The 15,670-nt window shown below is 63.7% G+C and carries 16 protein-coding genes; 8 read left to right on the top strand and 8 right to left on the bottom strand.

Annotation, left to right across the window (positions count from 1 at the left end; genetic code table 11):
• Positions 1 to 36 precede the first annotated feature (36 nt).
• From rbsD to MFF34_RS05460, 6 genes are read right to left on the bottom strand one after another with little or no spacing between them, the layout of a single operon-like run.
• On the bottom strand, positions 37 to 435 hold the full coding sequence (rbsD, locus tag MFF34_RS05485) for a D-ribose pyranase (RefSeq protein ID WP_027596141.1): 399 nt from the start codon (positions 433 to 435) through the stop codon (positions 37 to 39).
• On the bottom strand, positions 432 to 1,340 hold the full coding sequence (gene rbsK, locus MFF34_RS05480; protein WP_238210940.1) for a ribokinase: 909 nt from the start codon (positions 1,338 to 1,340) through the stop codon (positions 432 to 434). Before rbsK ends, rbsD begins: the two co-directional genes overlap by 4 nt.
• A gap of 9 nt (positions 1,341 to 1,349) precedes the next feature.
• On the bottom strand, positions 1,350 to 2,372 hold the full coding sequence (locus tag MFF34_RS05475; RefSeq protein WP_027596139.1) for a LacI family DNA-binding transcriptional regulator: 1,023 nt from the start codon (positions 2,370 to 2,372) through the stop codon (positions 1,350 to 1,352).
• A gap of 4 nt (positions 2,373 to 2,376) precedes the next feature.
• Positions 2,377 to 3,372 (bottom strand): ABC transporter permease, encoded by a 996-nt coding sequence (locus MFF34_RS05470; RefSeq protein ID WP_238210926.1) that lies wholly within the window; start codon positions 3,370 to 3,372, stop codon positions 2,377 to 2,379.
• Positions 3,369 to 4,922, bottom strand: a complete 1,554-nt coding sequence (locus MFF34_RS05465) for a sugar ABC transporter ATP-binding protein (RefSeq protein WP_238210924.1) — start codon at positions 4,920 to 4,922, stop codon at positions 3,369 to 3,371. The genes MFF34_RS05470 and MFF34_RS05465 overlap by 4 nt, the downstream gene beginning before the upstream one ends.
• A gap of 21 nt (positions 4,923 to 4,943) precedes the next feature.
• Positions 4,944 to 5,900 carry a sugar ABC transporter substrate-binding protein gene (locus tag MFF34_RS05460; protein ID WP_238210922.1) on the bottom strand — a complete coding sequence of 319 codons (957 nt, stop codon included), beginning with the start codon at positions 5,898 to 5,900 and terminating at the stop codon, positions 4,944 to 4,946.
• A gap of 345 nt (positions 5,901 to 6,245) precedes the next feature.
• Here MFF34_RS05460 and MFF34_RS05455 point away from each other — a divergent pair, with 345 nt between their 5' ends.
• Positions 6,246 to 7,334, top strand: a complete 1,089-nt coding sequence (locus tag MFF34_RS05455; protein ID WP_027596135.1) for an asparaginase — start codon at positions 6,246 to 6,248, stop codon at positions 7,332 to 7,334.
• A 54-nt stretch (positions 7,335 to 7,388) separates the two neighbouring features.
• Here MFF34_RS05455 and hpaR read toward each other — a convergent pair whose 3' ends face one another.
• Complete coding sequence (gene hpaR / locus MFF34_RS05450; RefSeq protein WP_238210920.1) at positions 7,389 to 7,811, bottom strand: homoprotocatechuate degradation operon regulator HpaR; 423 nt, start codon at positions 7,809 to 7,811, stop codon at positions 7,389 to 7,391.
• Between the two features lie 175 nt (positions 7,812 to 7,986).
• Positions 7,987 to 8,892, bottom strand: coding sequence for a 4-hydroxyphenylacetate catabolism regulatory protein HpaA (hpaA, locus tag MFF34_RS05445; RefSeq protein ID WP_027596133.1), 906 nt, complete (start codon positions 8,890 to 8,892; stop codon positions 7,987 to 7,989).
• A 172-nt stretch (positions 8,893 to 9,064) separates the two neighbouring features.
• Between hpaA and MFF34_RS05440 the strand changes: the two genes are divergently transcribed.
• The 7 genes from MFF34_RS05440 to hpaH all read left to right on the top strand — a co-directional run bounded on the left by MFF34_RS05440 (position 9,065) and on the right by hpaH (position 15,670).
• Positions 9,065 to 9,724, top strand: coding sequence for a fumarylacetoacetate hydrolase family protein (locus tag MFF34_RS05440; protein WP_238210918.1), 660 nt, complete (start codon positions 9,065 to 9,067; stop codon positions 9,722 to 9,724).
• 11 nt (positions 9,725 to 9,735) lie between these two features.
• Positions 9,736 to 10,500, top strand: coding sequence for a fumarylacetoacetate hydrolase family protein (locus tag MFF34_RS05435; RefSeq protein ID WP_027596131.1), 765 nt, complete (start codon positions 9,736 to 9,738; stop codon positions 10,498 to 10,500).
• Between the two features lie 5 nt (positions 10,501 to 10,505).
• Positions 10,506 to 11,966 carry a 5-carboxymethyl-2-hydroxymuconate semialdehyde dehydrogenase gene (gene hpaE, locus MFF34_RS05430; RefSeq protein WP_027596130.1) on the top strand — a complete coding sequence of 487 codons (1,461 nt, stop codon included), beginning with the start codon at positions 10,506 to 10,508 and terminating at the stop codon, positions 11,964 to 11,966.
• Between the two features lie 130 nt (positions 11,967 to 12,096).
• Entirely contained in the window at positions 12,097 to 13,020 is a 924-nt protein-coding gene (gene hpaD / locus MFF34_RS05425) for a 3,4-dihydroxyphenylacetate 2,3-dioxygenase (protein ID WP_027596129.1), read from the top strand.
• A gap of 59 nt (positions 13,021 to 13,079) precedes the next feature.
• On the top strand, positions 13,080 to 13,490 hold the full coding sequence (locus MFF34_RS05420) for a 5-carboxymethyl-2-hydroxymuconate Delta-isomerase (protein ID WP_238210903.1): 411 nt from the start codon (positions 13,080 to 13,082) through the stop codon (positions 13,488 to 13,490).
• Positions 13,491 to 13,541: 51 nt separating this feature from the next.
• Positions 13,542 to 14,849: an MFS transporter gene (locus MFF34_RS05415; protein WP_238210897.1), complete on the top strand. Its 1,308-nt coding sequence runs from the start codon at positions 13,542 to 13,544 to the stop codon at positions 14,847 to 14,849.
• A gap of 17 nt (positions 14,850 to 14,866) precedes the next feature.
• Entirely contained in the window at positions 14,867 to 15,670 is an 804-nt protein-coding gene (hpaH, locus tag MFF34_RS05410) for a 2-oxo-hept-4-ene-1,7-dioate hydratase (RefSeq protein ID WP_027596126.1), read from the top strand.

Here is a 15,670-nt window from a genome sequence, read left to right as displayed (position 1 = left end):
AGCCGGCTTGCCGGCGATCGAGGGCAGCGCCCTCGGCTAGAAGGTCACCCCGGATATCAGGGCAATGTTGCTGTACGGCTGGCACTCCCCCGTGCGCACCACGGCACGCGCACTGCGCGACAGCACTTTGAATTCCTCATGGCTCATCCACTCCCGCTTGCCCAGCTTACCGCGCAAGCGTTCAATCTCGACCAGCCCGGGTGGCACTACTTTCTGCATCTCCTCGGCCAGCACATGCCGCTCTACCTGCATCTCGCTCAGCACCACCCGTAGCACGCTGGCAAAGTCCGGTATGCCTGGCGTCAACGCCAGGTCGATCAGCTCGACGCCAGGCGGCACCGGAAGCCCGGCATCGCCAATCACCAGGATGTCGCCATGCCCCAACCCGGCAATGGTCCGTGACAGGGCGATATTGAGCAGCGCGGTCTTCTTCATGGCTGCAGCTCCGAGAGGTAGGGAATCGACGGTTGCGCCCCCACGCGGGTGACCGACAATGCCGCGGCGCGCTGGCCGAAGGCGATTGCCTCGCCCTCCTCCAGGCCCCGCACCAAAGCTGCGGCAAAACCACCCACGAAGGTGTCGCCCGCGGCCGTGGTGTCCACCGGCTGCACCACGGGCGCGGGGAAGTGCTGATGGCCCTGCGCGGTCACCAACAGGGCGCCTTGGGCGCCGAGGGTGATGATCACTTTGCCAGCGCCCAGTTGCAGCAATCGCTCACCGGCGCGCAGGGCGCTGCCCTGGTCGGTGACGGTAATACCGGTCAGTGCTTCGGCCTCGCTTTCGTTTGGGGTCAGGTAATCGATATGGCCGAACCAGGTTGAAGGCAGCGGGCCTGTAGCAGGCGCCGGATTGAGGATGACACGCTTGCCCAGTTCGTGCCCCCTGGCCAAGGCCCAGGCCACGGTTTCGGCCGGCACTTCCAACTGACAGATGATAACGTCGGCCGCCTGCAGCAACTTATCGAAACGCTGCACCGTCTGCGGCGTCAGCAGGCCATTACCACCCGGGATGATGACGATGCAGTTCTGGCTGGCGGCGTCGACGGTGATCAACGCCACACCGCTGGAAACCCCTTCGCACACGCTCACCGCCTGGCAATCAACGCCTTCGCGCTCCAGCGCCTTGCGCAGTTGCTGGCCATAGGCGTCATCACCGACGTTGCCGACCATCGCCACACTGCCACCCAACCGTGCCACCGCCACCGCCTGGTTGGCGCCCTTGCCGCCGGGCGCCGTAAAAAACGCCTCGCCAGGCAAGGTTTCGCCCGCCCGTGGCAAACGCTGGGCGCGGGCGACCAAGTCCATGTTGAGGCTACCGACCACCACTACCTTGGCATGCATAAGCGCTCCTTAGCGGTAATCATTGAACAGGTCCGGGCGTGGCCCGGTGGACTCGCGCTGTACGATGCGCGGGGCGACGATGCGCTGCTCTGCCGAACCCTGCCGAGGCGTGGCGATGCGCGAGAGCAGCAACGCGGCGGCGTTTTCGCCCAGCTCGCGGATCGACTGGCCCACGGTGGTCAGCGGCGGGTAGACGTAACGGCTGAGCTCGATGTCATCGAAGCCGATCACCGACAGTTCACCCGGTACGTTGATGTTGCGCTCGGCGGCGGCGCGCAGCACGCCAAAGCCGATCATGTCGTTACCGGCGAAGATCGCCGTCGGCCGGTTGCCGTCCAGCAACTGTGCGGCCGCGCCGTGCCCGCCTGGGCTGGTGAAATCGCAATGCAGCACGCGGCTGGGCTCCACCGCTACGCCCGCCTCTTGCAGGGCGCGACGGAAACCGGCCAGGCGCAGTTGGCTGACACCGGTTTCGGCCGGGCCGCCGATGTAGGCGATGTCGCGATGGCCAAGCTCCAGCAGGTGCCGGGTGGCCAGGTAAGCGCCGTGCTCGTGGTCGATGCGCACTAGGTCGGCGTCAACGCCGTCCAGCTCGCGGTCGACGATGACCATGGGCGTGCGCACGCAGGCCAGGCTTTGCAACAGGTCGCTGTCTTCACCTACAGACGCTACAACCAGGCCATCGATGCGTTTTTCCAGCAGCACACGCAGGTAGCTGCGCTGCTTTTGCGGGTTGTCGTCGGAGTTGCACAGGATCACGCAGTAGCCGTTGCGCTCGCAGGCGTCTTCGATCCCTCGCGCCAGTTCGGCGAAGTATGGGTTGACGCTGTTGGGCACCAGCAAACCGATGGTGGCGGTGCTGCGCGCCTTGAGCGAGCGCGCCACCGCGCTGGGTACATAGTCGAGCTCGACGATGGCGGCCTCGACCTTGAGCCGCACCTGTTCACTGACAGGGCGGGTCTTGTTCAACACATGGGACACGGTGGTGTAGGAAATACCCGCCAGTGCCGCGACGTCTTTAATGGTTGCCATGTTTTCAGTTCCGCCGGCCTGCACGCCGGCTACGGTAAGTGTCGAGCACCACGGCGATGACGATGACCGCCCCGGTGATGATGCGTTTTGTGGGTTCCGATGCGCCGATCTGCGCCAGCCCTGCGGCCAGCACCGAAATGATCAGCACGCCAAAGAAGGTACTGATGACCGAACCGCGGCCACCCATCAGGCTGGTGCCACCAATCACCACGGCGGCAATTACCTGTAGCTCAAGGCCGGACCCGGCGTTGGGGTCGGCGGCCTCGAGGCGCGAAATCTGGAACAGCGCAGCCAGGCCGGCGAGCAGCCCCATCAGGGCGAACACCAGCACTTTGTAGGGGCGCGGGTCGATGCCCGCCAGGCGCACGGCCTCTTCGTTGGTGCCGATGCCGATCAGGTAGCGGCCGCACACCGTGCGGGTCAGCACCAGTTGGGCCAACACGATCACCAGCAAGGCGATGAGGAATGCCGGCGAAATACCGAACGCGATCGGGTTGGAGAACCAGGAGTAGGCATCGCCGATATAGGCGGTGCGCGAGTCGGTGAACTGGTAGGCCAGGCCGCGGGCCATCTCCAGCACGCCGAGCGAAACGATGAACGAGGGGATGCGCCAGGCCACGGTTACGCCGCCGGTGATGCTACCGGCCAGGGCTGCCACGGCCATGCCGAGCAGCGCCGAGGGCAGCACGCCCCAGCCCCAGCCGAGGATGGCCACGCTGACCGTCGAAGCCGCCAGCGCCAGTACCGAGCCGACCGACAAGTCGATGCCGCCGATGATCAGCACGAAGGTCATGCCGACCGCCAGCACCATCAGGTCGGGGATCTGGTTGGCCAGGGTGCTGAAAGTGGCATAGGACCAGAAGTGGCTACTGAGGAACGAGAACAGCACGATCATCGCCAGCAGCGCGCCGGCAAGGCCCAAGTAGGTGCCCAGGCCGAAGTACGTGCCACTGCGGCGCACGGGGGCGGCGTTCTGGCTGTCGAGGGGAGTGGTTTTCATGCATCCATCCTGGGTGCTGCGTCATGCAGCAGTGCGTCACGTGTCTGATAGCCGGCAAAGGCTGCGGCAAGCAGCTGGTCCTGGCTCCAATGGTCGCGCTCGAAGGTGTCGATCAGGCGACCGGCCGAGAGCACGGCAATGCGGTCGCAGATCAGCATCAGTTCGCGCAGGTCGCTGGACACCACAACCAAGGCCTTGCCCTGGCGCGCCAGTTCGGCCAGCAAGCCGTAGATGTCGAACTTGGCGCCGACGTCGATGCCTCGGGTTGGCTCATCGAACAACAGCACCTGGCAATCACGCTCCAGCCAACGGCCGATCACCACCTTCTGCTGGTTGCCACCGGACAGTTCGCCCACAGCCTGGTGCGGGCCGGCGCTGCGGATGCGCATGGCCTGGATCTGGCGTTCGGCCAGGGCCATTTCAGCCTCGCTGTCGAGCACACCGGCGCGCGATATCGCGCCAAGGTTGCCCAAGGCGATATTGGCGCTGATCGACTGGGTCAACAGCAGGCCTTCGCCTTTGCGGTCTTCAGTGATCAGGGCGATACCGGCTTTGACGGCGGCTTTGGGTGAGTCGATGGTCACTGCCTGTGGCGGCTGGCCCAGGGCGATGCTGCCACTGTCGGCGCGGTCGGCGCCGTAGATCAGGCGCAGCAGCTCGGTGCGGCCGGCGCCGATCAGGCCAGAGATACCGAAGATCTCCCCTGCCCTGACCTCGAGCGACACCTCACGCACCTTGTCGCCCCGGCTAAGCCGGTCGACCTTCAGCAAAGGCGTGCCAATTTCGCGGCGGCCCAGGTCGATGTGTTCGCCCAGCTCACGGCCGACCATCAGGTTGACCAGCTCGGCGCTGCTGTAGCGCTGGATCGGCTCGTCGCACACCAACTTGCCGTCACGTAGCACGACGATGCGCTGGGCCACGCGCTGCAGTTCTTCGAGCCGATGGGAGATATAAACGATGGCCACGCCACGCTGGCGCAGGCGTTCGATCTGGGTGAACAGCAATTCCACTTCACGCGCGGTGAGCATGGCGGTGGGTTCGTCGAAGATCAGCACATGGCAATCGCCGATCAGGTTGCGGGCGATTTCGACCATCTGCTGATGGCCGATGCCCAGCTCGCCGACCGGGGTGTCCGGGTCGATGGCATCCAGCCCGACCTGGGCCATGGCAGCGGTGGCCAGTTGGCGCAGGCGCTTGTGGCTGATCCAGCCGAAGCGGCTGGGCAGGTTGTCGAGGAACAGGTTTTCGGCCACGGTCAGAGTTGGCAGCAGGTTGAGTTCCTGCATGACCATGCGCACACCGAGGCGCTCGGCCTCGCTGCGGCTGCCGGGCGCGTAGGCCTGGCCGCGGTAGGTCATGTGCCCGGTGGTGGGCACCTCGAGGCCACTGATGAGCTTGGACAACGTGCTCTTGCCAGCACCGTTCTCGCCCGTCAGGGCCAACACTTCACCGGCGCGCAGGCTCAGGCCGACGTCACCAAGCACCGGCTGGGCGTAGGTCTTGCCCAGCCCGCTGGCGGCGAGCACCACTTCATTGGCCGTTGCAGGCATGGCCCTCTCTCCTGGCGGGTATCAGGGCTGGGTGATGAGCGTGACGGGGGTCTGGATGACATTGTCGGCATCCACGTCCGGCTTCTCACCGTTGATCATCTTCAGCGCCGCCTCGATACCGAACACCGCCTGCTGGCTGGCGGCCTGGTCAAGCGTAGCGAGTACGCGGCCGTCCTTGAGCATGGGTTTGATGGCATTGATGTTGTCGTAACCGACCACTTGCACCTGGCCGGCCTTGCCTGCGGCGCGCACGGCCGACACGGCGCCCAGAGCCATGCTGTCGTTACCGGCCAGCAGGGCCTTGAGCTCGGGGTATTCGTTGAGCATGGAGGCGGCAACGGCGTTGCCTTTGTCGATTTCCCAGTTGCCAGACTGCACCGAAACGATCTTCATCTGCGCGGCTTCCATCGCATCCTTAAAGCCGGCGGTGCGCTGCTGGGCGTTGGTGGTGGTCGGCACGCCTTCGATGATGCCGACCTGGTCACCGGCCTTGAGCTTCTGCTGCGCCAGGTAGTCGCCCACCAGGCGGGCGCCTTTGCGGTTGTCGGGGCCTACGAAGGGTACGCTGATGCCTTTACTATTGAGCAGTTCGGGGTCTAGGCGGTTGTCGATGTTGATCACCACCACGCCTTGATCCATGGCTTTTTTAACGGCTGAAACCAGGGCTTTGGAGTCCGCTGGCGCAATTACCAGGGCTTTGGCCCCTGCGTTGACCATCTGCTCGACGATGCGGATTTGCTCGCCGGTGTCGGTTTCGTTCTTGATGCCGTTGGCGATCAGGTCGAAATCATTGGCGTGGCTTTTTTGATAATCCTTGGCGCCGTCTTCCATGGTGCGGAAGAATTCGTTGGCGAGGGACTTCATCACCAAGGCGACTTTGGGCTTTTCTTCGGCGTGCGCAGCACTGAGCGGCAGGGCCAGGGAAAGTGACGAGACGACAGCGAGGGCCAGCAGACGACCGGGGAACGGCAGTTTCATGGACGATGACTCCGAATCTTGTGTTTTTTATCGGATCGCAAACGTTTGCGTTGACTCACTATGGAAACAGGACCTGGTTTTGTCAAATCCGTTTGGCTGTTAAGGGCGAGTCACGCCTGGCGCAGATTATCCGGAATTTTTCCGAAAAACCGAACAGGTTTTCCTATGCTTGTTCGGGATTCCGAATGAATAGGGCCGCTGCGCGCCCCATCGCGGGCAAGCCCGCTCCCACAGGTGCAGGGTTGCGCAGGCAAATACGGGCTCTTGCCAGGGATGGTACGAAACATGCGTTGTTTCTTGTGCGATACAGCAATCGCCTCAATAGGAAGAGAGAGAACAATAACTATGAATGCTGCACTTAAATCCTTCGCCCCCAGCGCACTCGCGTTGCTGCTGATCCTGCCGACCGCCGTTTCCGCCAAAGAAGCCGAAACCCAACAGAAGCTGGCCAACGTGGTCATCCTCGCCACCGGCGGCACCATTGCCGGTGCGGGCGCCAGCGCGGCCAACAGCGCTACCTACCAAGCGGCCAAACTGGGTGTCGACAAGCTCATCGCCGGTGTGCCCGAGCTCGCCGACCTCGCCAACGTGCGCGGTGAACAGGTGATGCAGATCGCCTCCGAAAGCATCACCAACGAAGACCTGCTGAAACTGGGCAAGCGCGTCGCCGAATTGGCCGACAGCAACGACGTTGACGGCATCGTCATCACCCACGGCACCGACACCCTGGAAGAGACCGCCTTCTTCCTTAACCTGGTGGAAAAAACCGACAAGCCAATCGTGGTGGTCGGCTCGATGCGCCCTGGCACCGCCATGTCGGCAGACGGCATGCTCAACCTGTACAACGCCGTGGCCGTGGCCAGCGACAAGCAGTCGCGTGGCAAGGGCGTGCTGGTGACCATGAACGATGAGATCCAGTCTGGCCGCGATGTCAGCAAGTCGGTCAACATCAAGACCGAAGCGTTCAAGAGCGCCTGGGGCCCGATGGGCATGGTCGTTGAAGGCAAATCCTACTGGTTCCGCCTGCCGGCCAAGCGCCATACGGTCAATTCGGAATTCGACATCAAGCAGATCAGCAGCCTGCCGGCCGTGGACATCGCCTACGGCTATGGCAACGTGACCGACACCGCCTACAAGGCACTGGCGCAGAACGGCGCCAAGGCGATCATCCATGCCGGTACCGGCAATGGCTCGGTGTCGTCGCGGGTAGTACCGGCGCTGCAAGAGCTGCGCAAGAACGGCGTGCAGATCATCCGTTCGTCCCACGTCAACCAAGGCGGTTTCGTGCTGCGTAACGCCGAGCAGCCGGACGACAAGAACGATTGGGTCGTTGCCCACGACCTGAACCCGCAAAAAGCCCGCATCCTGGCCATGGTCGCAATGACCAAGACCCAGGACAGCAAAGAGCTGCAGCGGATTTTCTGGGAATACTGAGTGCTGTAATGCCAAGGCCGGTGCACGGTTGCACCGGCCCTCCCCCTCACCGGCCTACGGCTCGATGCGCTTGAGCTCGTTCAACAAACCCATCAGTTGCGCTAACTTGTCTTCGCCGAACTGCGCCTGAATCTTGCGGTAGTTGGCCTCCATGCCCTCGCGCATCGACTCGAAACAGGCCTCGCCGCGTTCGGTGAGGCTCACGAACACACGCCGCGCGTCCTGCGCGGCCTTCTGCCGGCGCACCAGGCCATCGCGCTCCAAACGGCTCAGCACCCCGGTCATGCTCGGTTTGAGGATGCACGCCAGGTGGGCGAGCTGGTAGCTCTCCAATTCACCTTGCTGGCTAAGAATACGAATGACTCGCCACTGTTGCTCGGTCAGGTCGTGTTCGTTCAGCAACGGCCTGAAAAATGCCATTGCGGCTTCCCGGGCCTGCAGCAGGCTCAATGTCAGCGAGGGTTGCGTCTTGGTCATGTGGGCGCCTGTGTTTGGGGTACGACTGGCAAGATTAGGGGCATAGGCAAAAAGGGACAAGACGCCTGGAAAGTGCAAGCTCTTCCATGGAAAACCCATTCAAGGCCGCCCGCCAAGCTGCGACCATCCGGATCAAACAACAACGACGCGATCTGGGCGGTAAGCCATGGCCCTCTCACAACAACTCCGCTTGCCGCTGGCGGTATTCGCCGGGCGTGAGCTTGGCGTAGCGGTTGAAGAACCGGCTGAAATAGGCCGGGTCCTTGAAGCCCAGCTGGTAGCAGATTTCGTTTGCCGTGCTGCCGGAGAACAACAGCAGGCGCTTGGCTTCCTGCATCACGCGTTCAAGCACCAGGCGCTTGGACGGCAAGTCGGCAATGCGCCGGCACACATCGTTCAGCCTCGCCTCGGTCACGCCGATCTGCTGCGCGTAGCGCGCAAGGGGCCAATGCTCAAGGTAATGCGCTTCGATCAGTGCGTTGAAGCGGTGGAAGATTTTCAGGTCTTCGTGCCTGGCCGGCGTGGCCTCGCGGGAGTTGGGGCACAGCCGCAGCAAGCTGATCATGATCAGCCGGGTCAGCGACTGCAGCGCAGCATCGCGCCCCGGATGAGGCGTGGCAACTTCGTCGCTGAGCGCTTCCAGCCAGCGTTCGAGCCTGCGCGCCTCGGCCTTGTACGCAGCCGGCACCTTGGCCAGGGCAACACAGGCAGGCCGCACCTGCACCCCGGCTGGCAACAGGCTGGCGTCGGCTTCGATCAGTTGCCAGACCAGTTGCTGACGCACCGTCAGCACATGACCGTCGCTGTCTGGCTCGGTGACGAAGGCATGCGCCACCGTCGGCGGCGTCAGGAAGAACATCGGCCCAGCCTCGATGTACTGCTGATCATCCAGGTACACCCGCACCGTACCGGACTTCACGTAATGCACCTGGAAAAACCGGTCGTGCCGGTGCACGGGCATGTTGCGCCCGAAAAACCCGGCAAGGTTGCCCAGCCGGTCGTAGTGCACCTCGCTGTCGCTGTAGCGCTGGTCATAGACCTGGCCGATGTTGATGTTCGGAATGGGATGCCGATCACTCATGACTGCTTACCCGCAAAGCGCTTGCCCGTATTGACGATCACCCATGGTGCCCCGGCTGCTTGGCAGATGCCACTGGGTGAAGCCTTGACCTTCGTTAACATATTAACTATAACATTAACACATTAACAATCTCAGCAGGACGACCCTCGCCCTGCACCGCCTGGAGAAAAGCATGAGCCATGCCCTGCATGACGTTGCGACCGGCACCCTGTTCGGCGTTGCGCTGAACTACCAGGGTCTGCTGCAGCAGCACGAAGCGGCGTTTCACGAAGCGCCCTACAAACAACCGCCCGTCAAGCCGGTGCTGTTCGTCAAGACGCCCAACACCCGCAACCACCATGAAGGCAACGTGGTGTTTCCGGCCGGTGTCGAGCGCCTGCAACCGGGCCCTGCCCTGGGCGTGGTGATCGGCAAGGATGCCAGCCGGGTCAGCGCCGAAGACGCGCTGGGCTACGTGGCGGGCTACACCATCGTCAACGAAGTAAGCCTGCCTGAGACCAGCTACTACCGCCCTGCGGTCAAGGCCAAGTGCCGCGATGGCTTCTGCCCGGTCGGCCCCACCCTGGTACCGGCAGCCCAGGTGGCCAACCCCGACGCCCTGGGCGTGCGCCTGCGGGTCAACGGTGAAGTGCGCCAGCAGAGCACCACCGCCAACTGCGTGCGCACGGTTGCCCAGCTGATCGCCGAGATCAGCGAATTCATGACCCTGCATGCGGGCGACATCCTCATTACCGGCACCCCCGAGGGGCGCGTCGATGTGCAGCCAGGCGACCGCGTCGATGTCGAGATCGATGGCCTGGGCACGCTCACCAACCACATCGTCGCCGAATGAGGATTGCACCTGTGAAACACGCCCGTATTCAGTTCGACGGCCAGGTCCATAACGTCACCGTCGAAGACGACCACCTGCGCCTGGCCGACGGCCGCCTGGTGCATGAAGACCAGGTGACCTGGCTGCCTCCGGCCACCGGCAGCATGTTCGCCCTTGGCCTGAACTACGCCGACCACGCCGCGGAACTCGCCTTCACGCCGCCCACCGAGCCGCTGGCGTTCATCAAATCGCCGGGCACCTACACCGGCCACAAGCAGGTCACCTGGCGCCCGGACAACGTCGCCTACATGCACTACGAGTGCGAACTGGTGGCGGTGATCGGCAAGCAGGCGCGTAACGTCAAGCGCGAGGACGCCCTGCAGTACCTGGCCGGCTACACCGTGTGCAACGACTACGCCATCCGCGACTACCTAGAAAACTACTACCGCCCCAACCTGCGGGTGAAAAACCGCGACGCCACCACCCCGGTCGGCCCGTGGATCGTCGATGCGGCCGACGTGCCAGACCCGTCCAACCTGAAGCTGCGCACCTGGATCAACGGCGAGCTGAAACAGGAAGGCAGCACCTCGGACATGATTTTCGACATCCCTTACCTGATCGAATACTTCTCCAGCTTCATGACCCTGCAACCGGGCGACATGATAGCCACCGGCACCCCAGAAGGCCTGGCCGATGTGGTGCCAGGCGATGAAGTGGTGGTGGAAGTGGAAGGCGTCGGTCGCCTGGTCAACCGCATCGTCAGCGAAGCTGACTTCTTCAAGAACAACAAGGCATGAGCAGCATGATCAAGCACTGGATCAACGGCCGTGAGGTCGAGAGCAAAGACACCTTCGTCAACTACAACCCGGCCACCGGCGACGCGATTTGCGAAGTCGCCAGCGGCGGTGCCGAAGAGGTCGCGCAGGCGGTTGCGGCGGCCAAGGAAGCCTTCCCGAAATGGGCCAACACCCCAGCCAAGGAACGTGCGCGTCTGATGCGCAAGCTGGGCGAACTGATCGACCAGAACGTGCCGAAACTGGCCGAGCTGGAAACCCTCGATACCGGCCTGCCGATCCACCAGACCAAGAACGTGCTGATCCCGCGTGCCTCGCACAACTTCGACTTCTTCGCCGAAGTGTGCACACGCATGGATGGCCACACCTACCCGGTCGACGACCAGATGCTCAACTACACCCTGTACCAGCCGGTGGGTGTGTGCGGCCTGGTGAGCCCCTGGAACGTGCCGTTCATGACGGCCACCTGGAAGACTGCGCCGTGCCTGGCCCTGGGCAACACCGCCGTTTTGAAAATGAGCGAATTGTCGCCGCTGACTGCCAACGAACTCGGCCGCCTGGCCGTTGAAGCCGGCATCCCCAACGGCGTGCTGAACGTGATCCAAGGCTACGGTGCCACCGCTGGCGATGCGCTGGTGCGCCACCCCGATGTGCGTGCGATTTCCTTTACCGGCGGCACCGCCACCGGCAAGAAGATCATGCAGACCGCCGGCCTTAAAAAATACTCGATGGAGCTGGGTGGCAAGTCGCCGGTGGTGATCTTCGAAGACGCCGACCTGGAACGCGCCCTGGATGCAGCGCTGTTCACCATCTTCTCGCTCAATGGCGAGCGCTGCACGGCCGGCAGCCGCATTTTCATCCAGGAAAGCGTTTACCCGCAGTTCGTCGCCGAGTTCGCCGCCCGCGCCAAGCGCCTGATCGTGGGTGACCCGACCGACCCGAAAACGCAAGTTGGCTCGATGATCACCCAGCAGCACTATGACAAGGTCACCGGGTACATCCGCATCGGCATCGAAGAAGGCGCACGCCTGGTTGCCGGCGGCCTGGAGCGCCCGGCCAACCTACCGGCGCACTTGGCCAAGGGGCAGTTCATCCAGCCCACCGTGTTCGCCGACGTGAACAACAGCATGCGCATCGCCCAGGAAGAAATCTTCGGCCCAGTGGTGTGCCTGATCCCGTTCAAGGACGAGGCCGAAGCACTGCAACTGGCCAACGACACCGAGTACGGCCTGGCCTCGTACATCTGGACCCAGGACATCGGCAAGGCGCACCGCCTGGCGCGTGGCATCGAAGCTGGCATGGTCTTCATCAACAGCCAGAACGTGCGCGACCTGCGCCAGCCGTTCGGCGGCGTAAAAGGCTCCGGCACCGGGCGTGAAGGTGGGCAATACAGCTTCGAAGTGTTCGCCGAGATCAAGAACGTGTGCATTTCCATGGGCAGCCACCACATCCCGCGCTGGGGTGTATAAAACCGTCTCGATCAAGCGGGTAACCCTGTGGGAGCCCACGGTGCATGGCACGGGCTGCGCCCGTGTTCGCGGGCAAGCCCGCTCTCACAGGCTTCTACACCCTAACAACATCCTCTTACCGGAGATTTCCATGGGCAAACTCGCTCTCGCTGCCAAGATTACCCATGTACCGTCCATGTACCTGTCCGAGCTGCCTGGCCCGCGTCAGGGCTTTCGGCAAGCCGCCATCGACGGGCACTACGAGATCAGCCGACGCTGCCGTGAGCTCGGGGTCGACACGATTGTCGTGTTCGACACCCACTGGTTGGTCAATGCCAACTACCACGTGCTCTGCGGCCCGCATTTCAAGGGCGTCTACACCAGCAACGAACTGCCGCACTTCATCAGCAACATGGAATACGAGTTCCCGGGCAACACTGCACTCGGCCAACTGCTGGCAGCCGAATGCAACCGCTTCAACGTCGAGACCATGGCCCACCACGCCACCACCTTGGGCCCTGAGTACGGCACCCTGGTGCCGATGCGCTACATGAACCAAGACCAGCACTTCAAGGTGGTTTCGGTCTCGGCGCTGTGCACCTCCCACTACCTGGCCGACAGCGCCCGCCTCGGCTGGGCCATGCGCAAGGCCGTGGAAGAGCACTACGACGGCACCGTGGCGTTCCTGGCCAGTGGCTCGCTGTCACACCGCTTTGCGCAGAACGGCCAGGCGCCGGATTTCGCCACCAAGGTGTGGAGCCCGTTCCTGGAAACCCTGGACCATCGCGTGGTGAAGATGTGGGAGAACGCTGAATGGGAAGAATTCTGCGGCATGCTCCCCGAATACGCCGCCAAGGGCCACGGTGAAGGGTTCATGCATGACACCGCGATGCTGCTCGGAGCCCTGGGCTGGTCGAAGTACGACGGCAAGGCCGACGTGGTAACGCCCTACTTCGGCTCGTCGGGCACCGGCCAGATCAACGCGATCTTCCCGGTCACCCCGCAGGATGGTGCTGCCATCCCCGCCGCGCAGGCCGCCAACCCGGCCGCGGTGGTGTCCACCAGCCGCCTGTAGTTCCGCTGCCTGGCCGCTCTGCCGGGCGGCCAGGCGTTTCTGCCAAGAGGATGCCCTTCATGCCACACCTGGTTCTGCTCTACACCCCCGACCTGGAAACAGACGCCGACATCCCGGGCCTGTGCCGTGCCCTGGCCAACACCATGCTCGAACAACGCGATGCCGCCGGCAAGGCCGTGTTCCCCACCGGCGGTACCCGCGTGCTGGCCTACCCCGCCGCGCACTGCGCAGTGGCGGATGGCAACGGCGACTATGGCTTTTTGTACGCCAACCTGCGGATGGCCAACGGCCGCTCCGCGGAGGTTCACAAAGCGGTCGGCGACAGCCTGTTGCAGGTGCTCAAGCAGCACCTGGACGCGCTGCTCCAGCAGCGCCCCATCGGCATCACCCTGCAGATCGACGAGAGTAACGCGCAGGTCTACGACGCCAAGCACAGCACCCTGCACCCGCTGTTCAACAAACCGGCCTGAGCCAACGGCCGACACCTTTCACCGTCTCATCACACAACAAGTACAACAAATATGAGCACACTCGAGCACGCCTCGCGCAGCACGGCGCAAGCCACACTCATCGACAGTACACACCGGGCCGTCACCTGGCGGCTGATGCCGTTGCTGCTGGTCTGTTACCTGTTCGCCCACCTGGACCGCATCAACATCGGCTTCGCCAAGATGCAGATGAGCCAGGACCTGCACCTGTCCGACACGGTCTACGGGCTGGGCGCCGGGCTGTTTTTCATCGCCTATGCGTTGTTTGGCGTACCCAGCAACCTGATGCTCGACCGCGTCGGCCCGCGCCGCTGGATCGCCAGCCTGATGGTGGTGTGGGGCACACTGTCGACTTGCATGCTGCTGATCGAGAGCAGCAGCGCGTTCTACCTGCTGCGGTTTGCCCTGGGCGCGGCGGAAGCCGGGTTTTTCCCAGGCATTCTGGTGTACCTCAACCGCTGGTACCCCGCGGGCCGCCGTGCCCAGGTCACGGCATTGTTCGCCATTGCCGTGCCGCTGGCAGGCGTGGTCGGCGGGCCGCTGTCGGGCAGCATTCTGGCGTTCATGCATGACGCTGCGGGCCTGCGTGGCTGGCAGTGGATGTTCCTGATCGAAGGCGCCCCGGTGATCCTGCTCGGCCTGGTGGTGCTGGCGGTCCTGCCCGAGCGTTTCGAGCAGGTGGCCTGGCTCGACGCCCAGCAAAAAGCCGCCCTGCGCGCCCAGTTCGGCCAGGAAGAACAGCGCAAGCCGGTCACCTCGTTCGCCGGCATCCTCGCCAGCCCTGCCGTGTGGCTGCTGGTGGCGGTGTACTGCGCGGTCATGCTGGCGGTGAACACGCTGGCGTTCTGGATGCCCAGCCTGATCCACACCGCCGGCATCGGCAGCGACGCCAGTGTCGGCCTGCTCAGCGCCGTGCCGTACCTGGCCGGCTGCGTGTTCATGCTGGCCTGCGGACGCTCGTCCGACCGCCACCGCGAGCGCCGTTGGCACTTGTCCATCCCCCTGCTGATGGCCGCGGCCGGTATCGCGATCGCCGCCCTCGCGCCCAACCAGGCACTGCCCGTATTGGCCGGCCTGGTGCTGGCAGGCATGGGGGCAAGCGCCGCCCTGCCGATGTTCTGGCAACTGCCTACGGCGTTTCTCAATGACCGCACCCAGGCTGCCGGCATCGCCCTGATCAGCTCGCTGGGCAGCATCGCCTCGTTCGCCACGCCCTATTTCATCGGCTGGGTCCGCGACACCACGCAAAGCGCCAGCCTCGCGCTGTATGTGCTGGCTGCGTTCATCACCCTCGGCGGCCTGCTGGTGCTGCGTACCCGCGCCGCCATCGTCAACCCTTGAACCTTGAGACTTCAACCATGCTCGATAACGCATTCATCCAACAGGCCGCCGAGCGGCTCGACCAGGCCGAGCGCTCGCGCGAACAGGTGCGCCAGTTCTCGCTCGACCAGCCCGCCATCACTATCGAAGATGCCTACGCCATCCAGCGTGCCTGGGTGGCCAAGAAGCTCGCCGCCGGGCGCAAGCTGGTCGGCCACAAGATCGGCCTGACCTCACGCGCCATGCAGGTCTCGTCGAACATTACCGAGCCTGACTACGGCGCGCTGCTGGACGACATGCTGTTCGATGAAGGCAGCGACATTCCGTTTGAGCGTTTCATCGTGCCGCGCGTCGAGGTCGAGCTGGCCTTCATTCTCGGCAAGCCGCTCAAGGGCCCGAATGTGACGGTGTTCGACGTATTGGACGCCACCGAGTGGGTCATCCCGGCGCTGGAAATCATCGACGCGCGCATTCAACAGGTCGACCCGCAGACCCAAGCCACGCGCAAAGTGTTCGACACCATCTCCGACAACGCCGCCAACGCCGGCGTGGTCATGGGCGGGCGCGCAGTACGCCCCACCGAGATCGACCTGCGCAAGGTGCCGGCCGTGCTTTACCGCAACGGTGTGATCGAAGAGTCCGGCGTCAGCGCCGCGGTGCTCAACCACCCGGCCAAGGGTGTCGCGTGGCTGGCCAACAAGCTGGCCGCGTACGACGTCACCCTGCAGCCGGGCCAGATCATCCTCGGTGGCTCCTTCACTCGCCCAGTAGCCGCACGGCCTGGCGACACCTTCCACGTCGACTATGACCTGCTCGGCTCGATTGCCTGCCGTTTCGTTTGA

It is taken from the genome of Pseudomonas sp. PAGU 2196, assembly GCF_022179005.1.
GTDB lineage: Bacteria > Pseudomonadota > Gammaproteobacteria > Pseudomonadales > Pseudomonadaceae > Aquipseudomonas > Aquipseudomonas kermanshahensis.
Note: the sequence above shows the minus strand (reverse complement) of the source record. Positions and strands in the feature narration are given on the sequence as shown.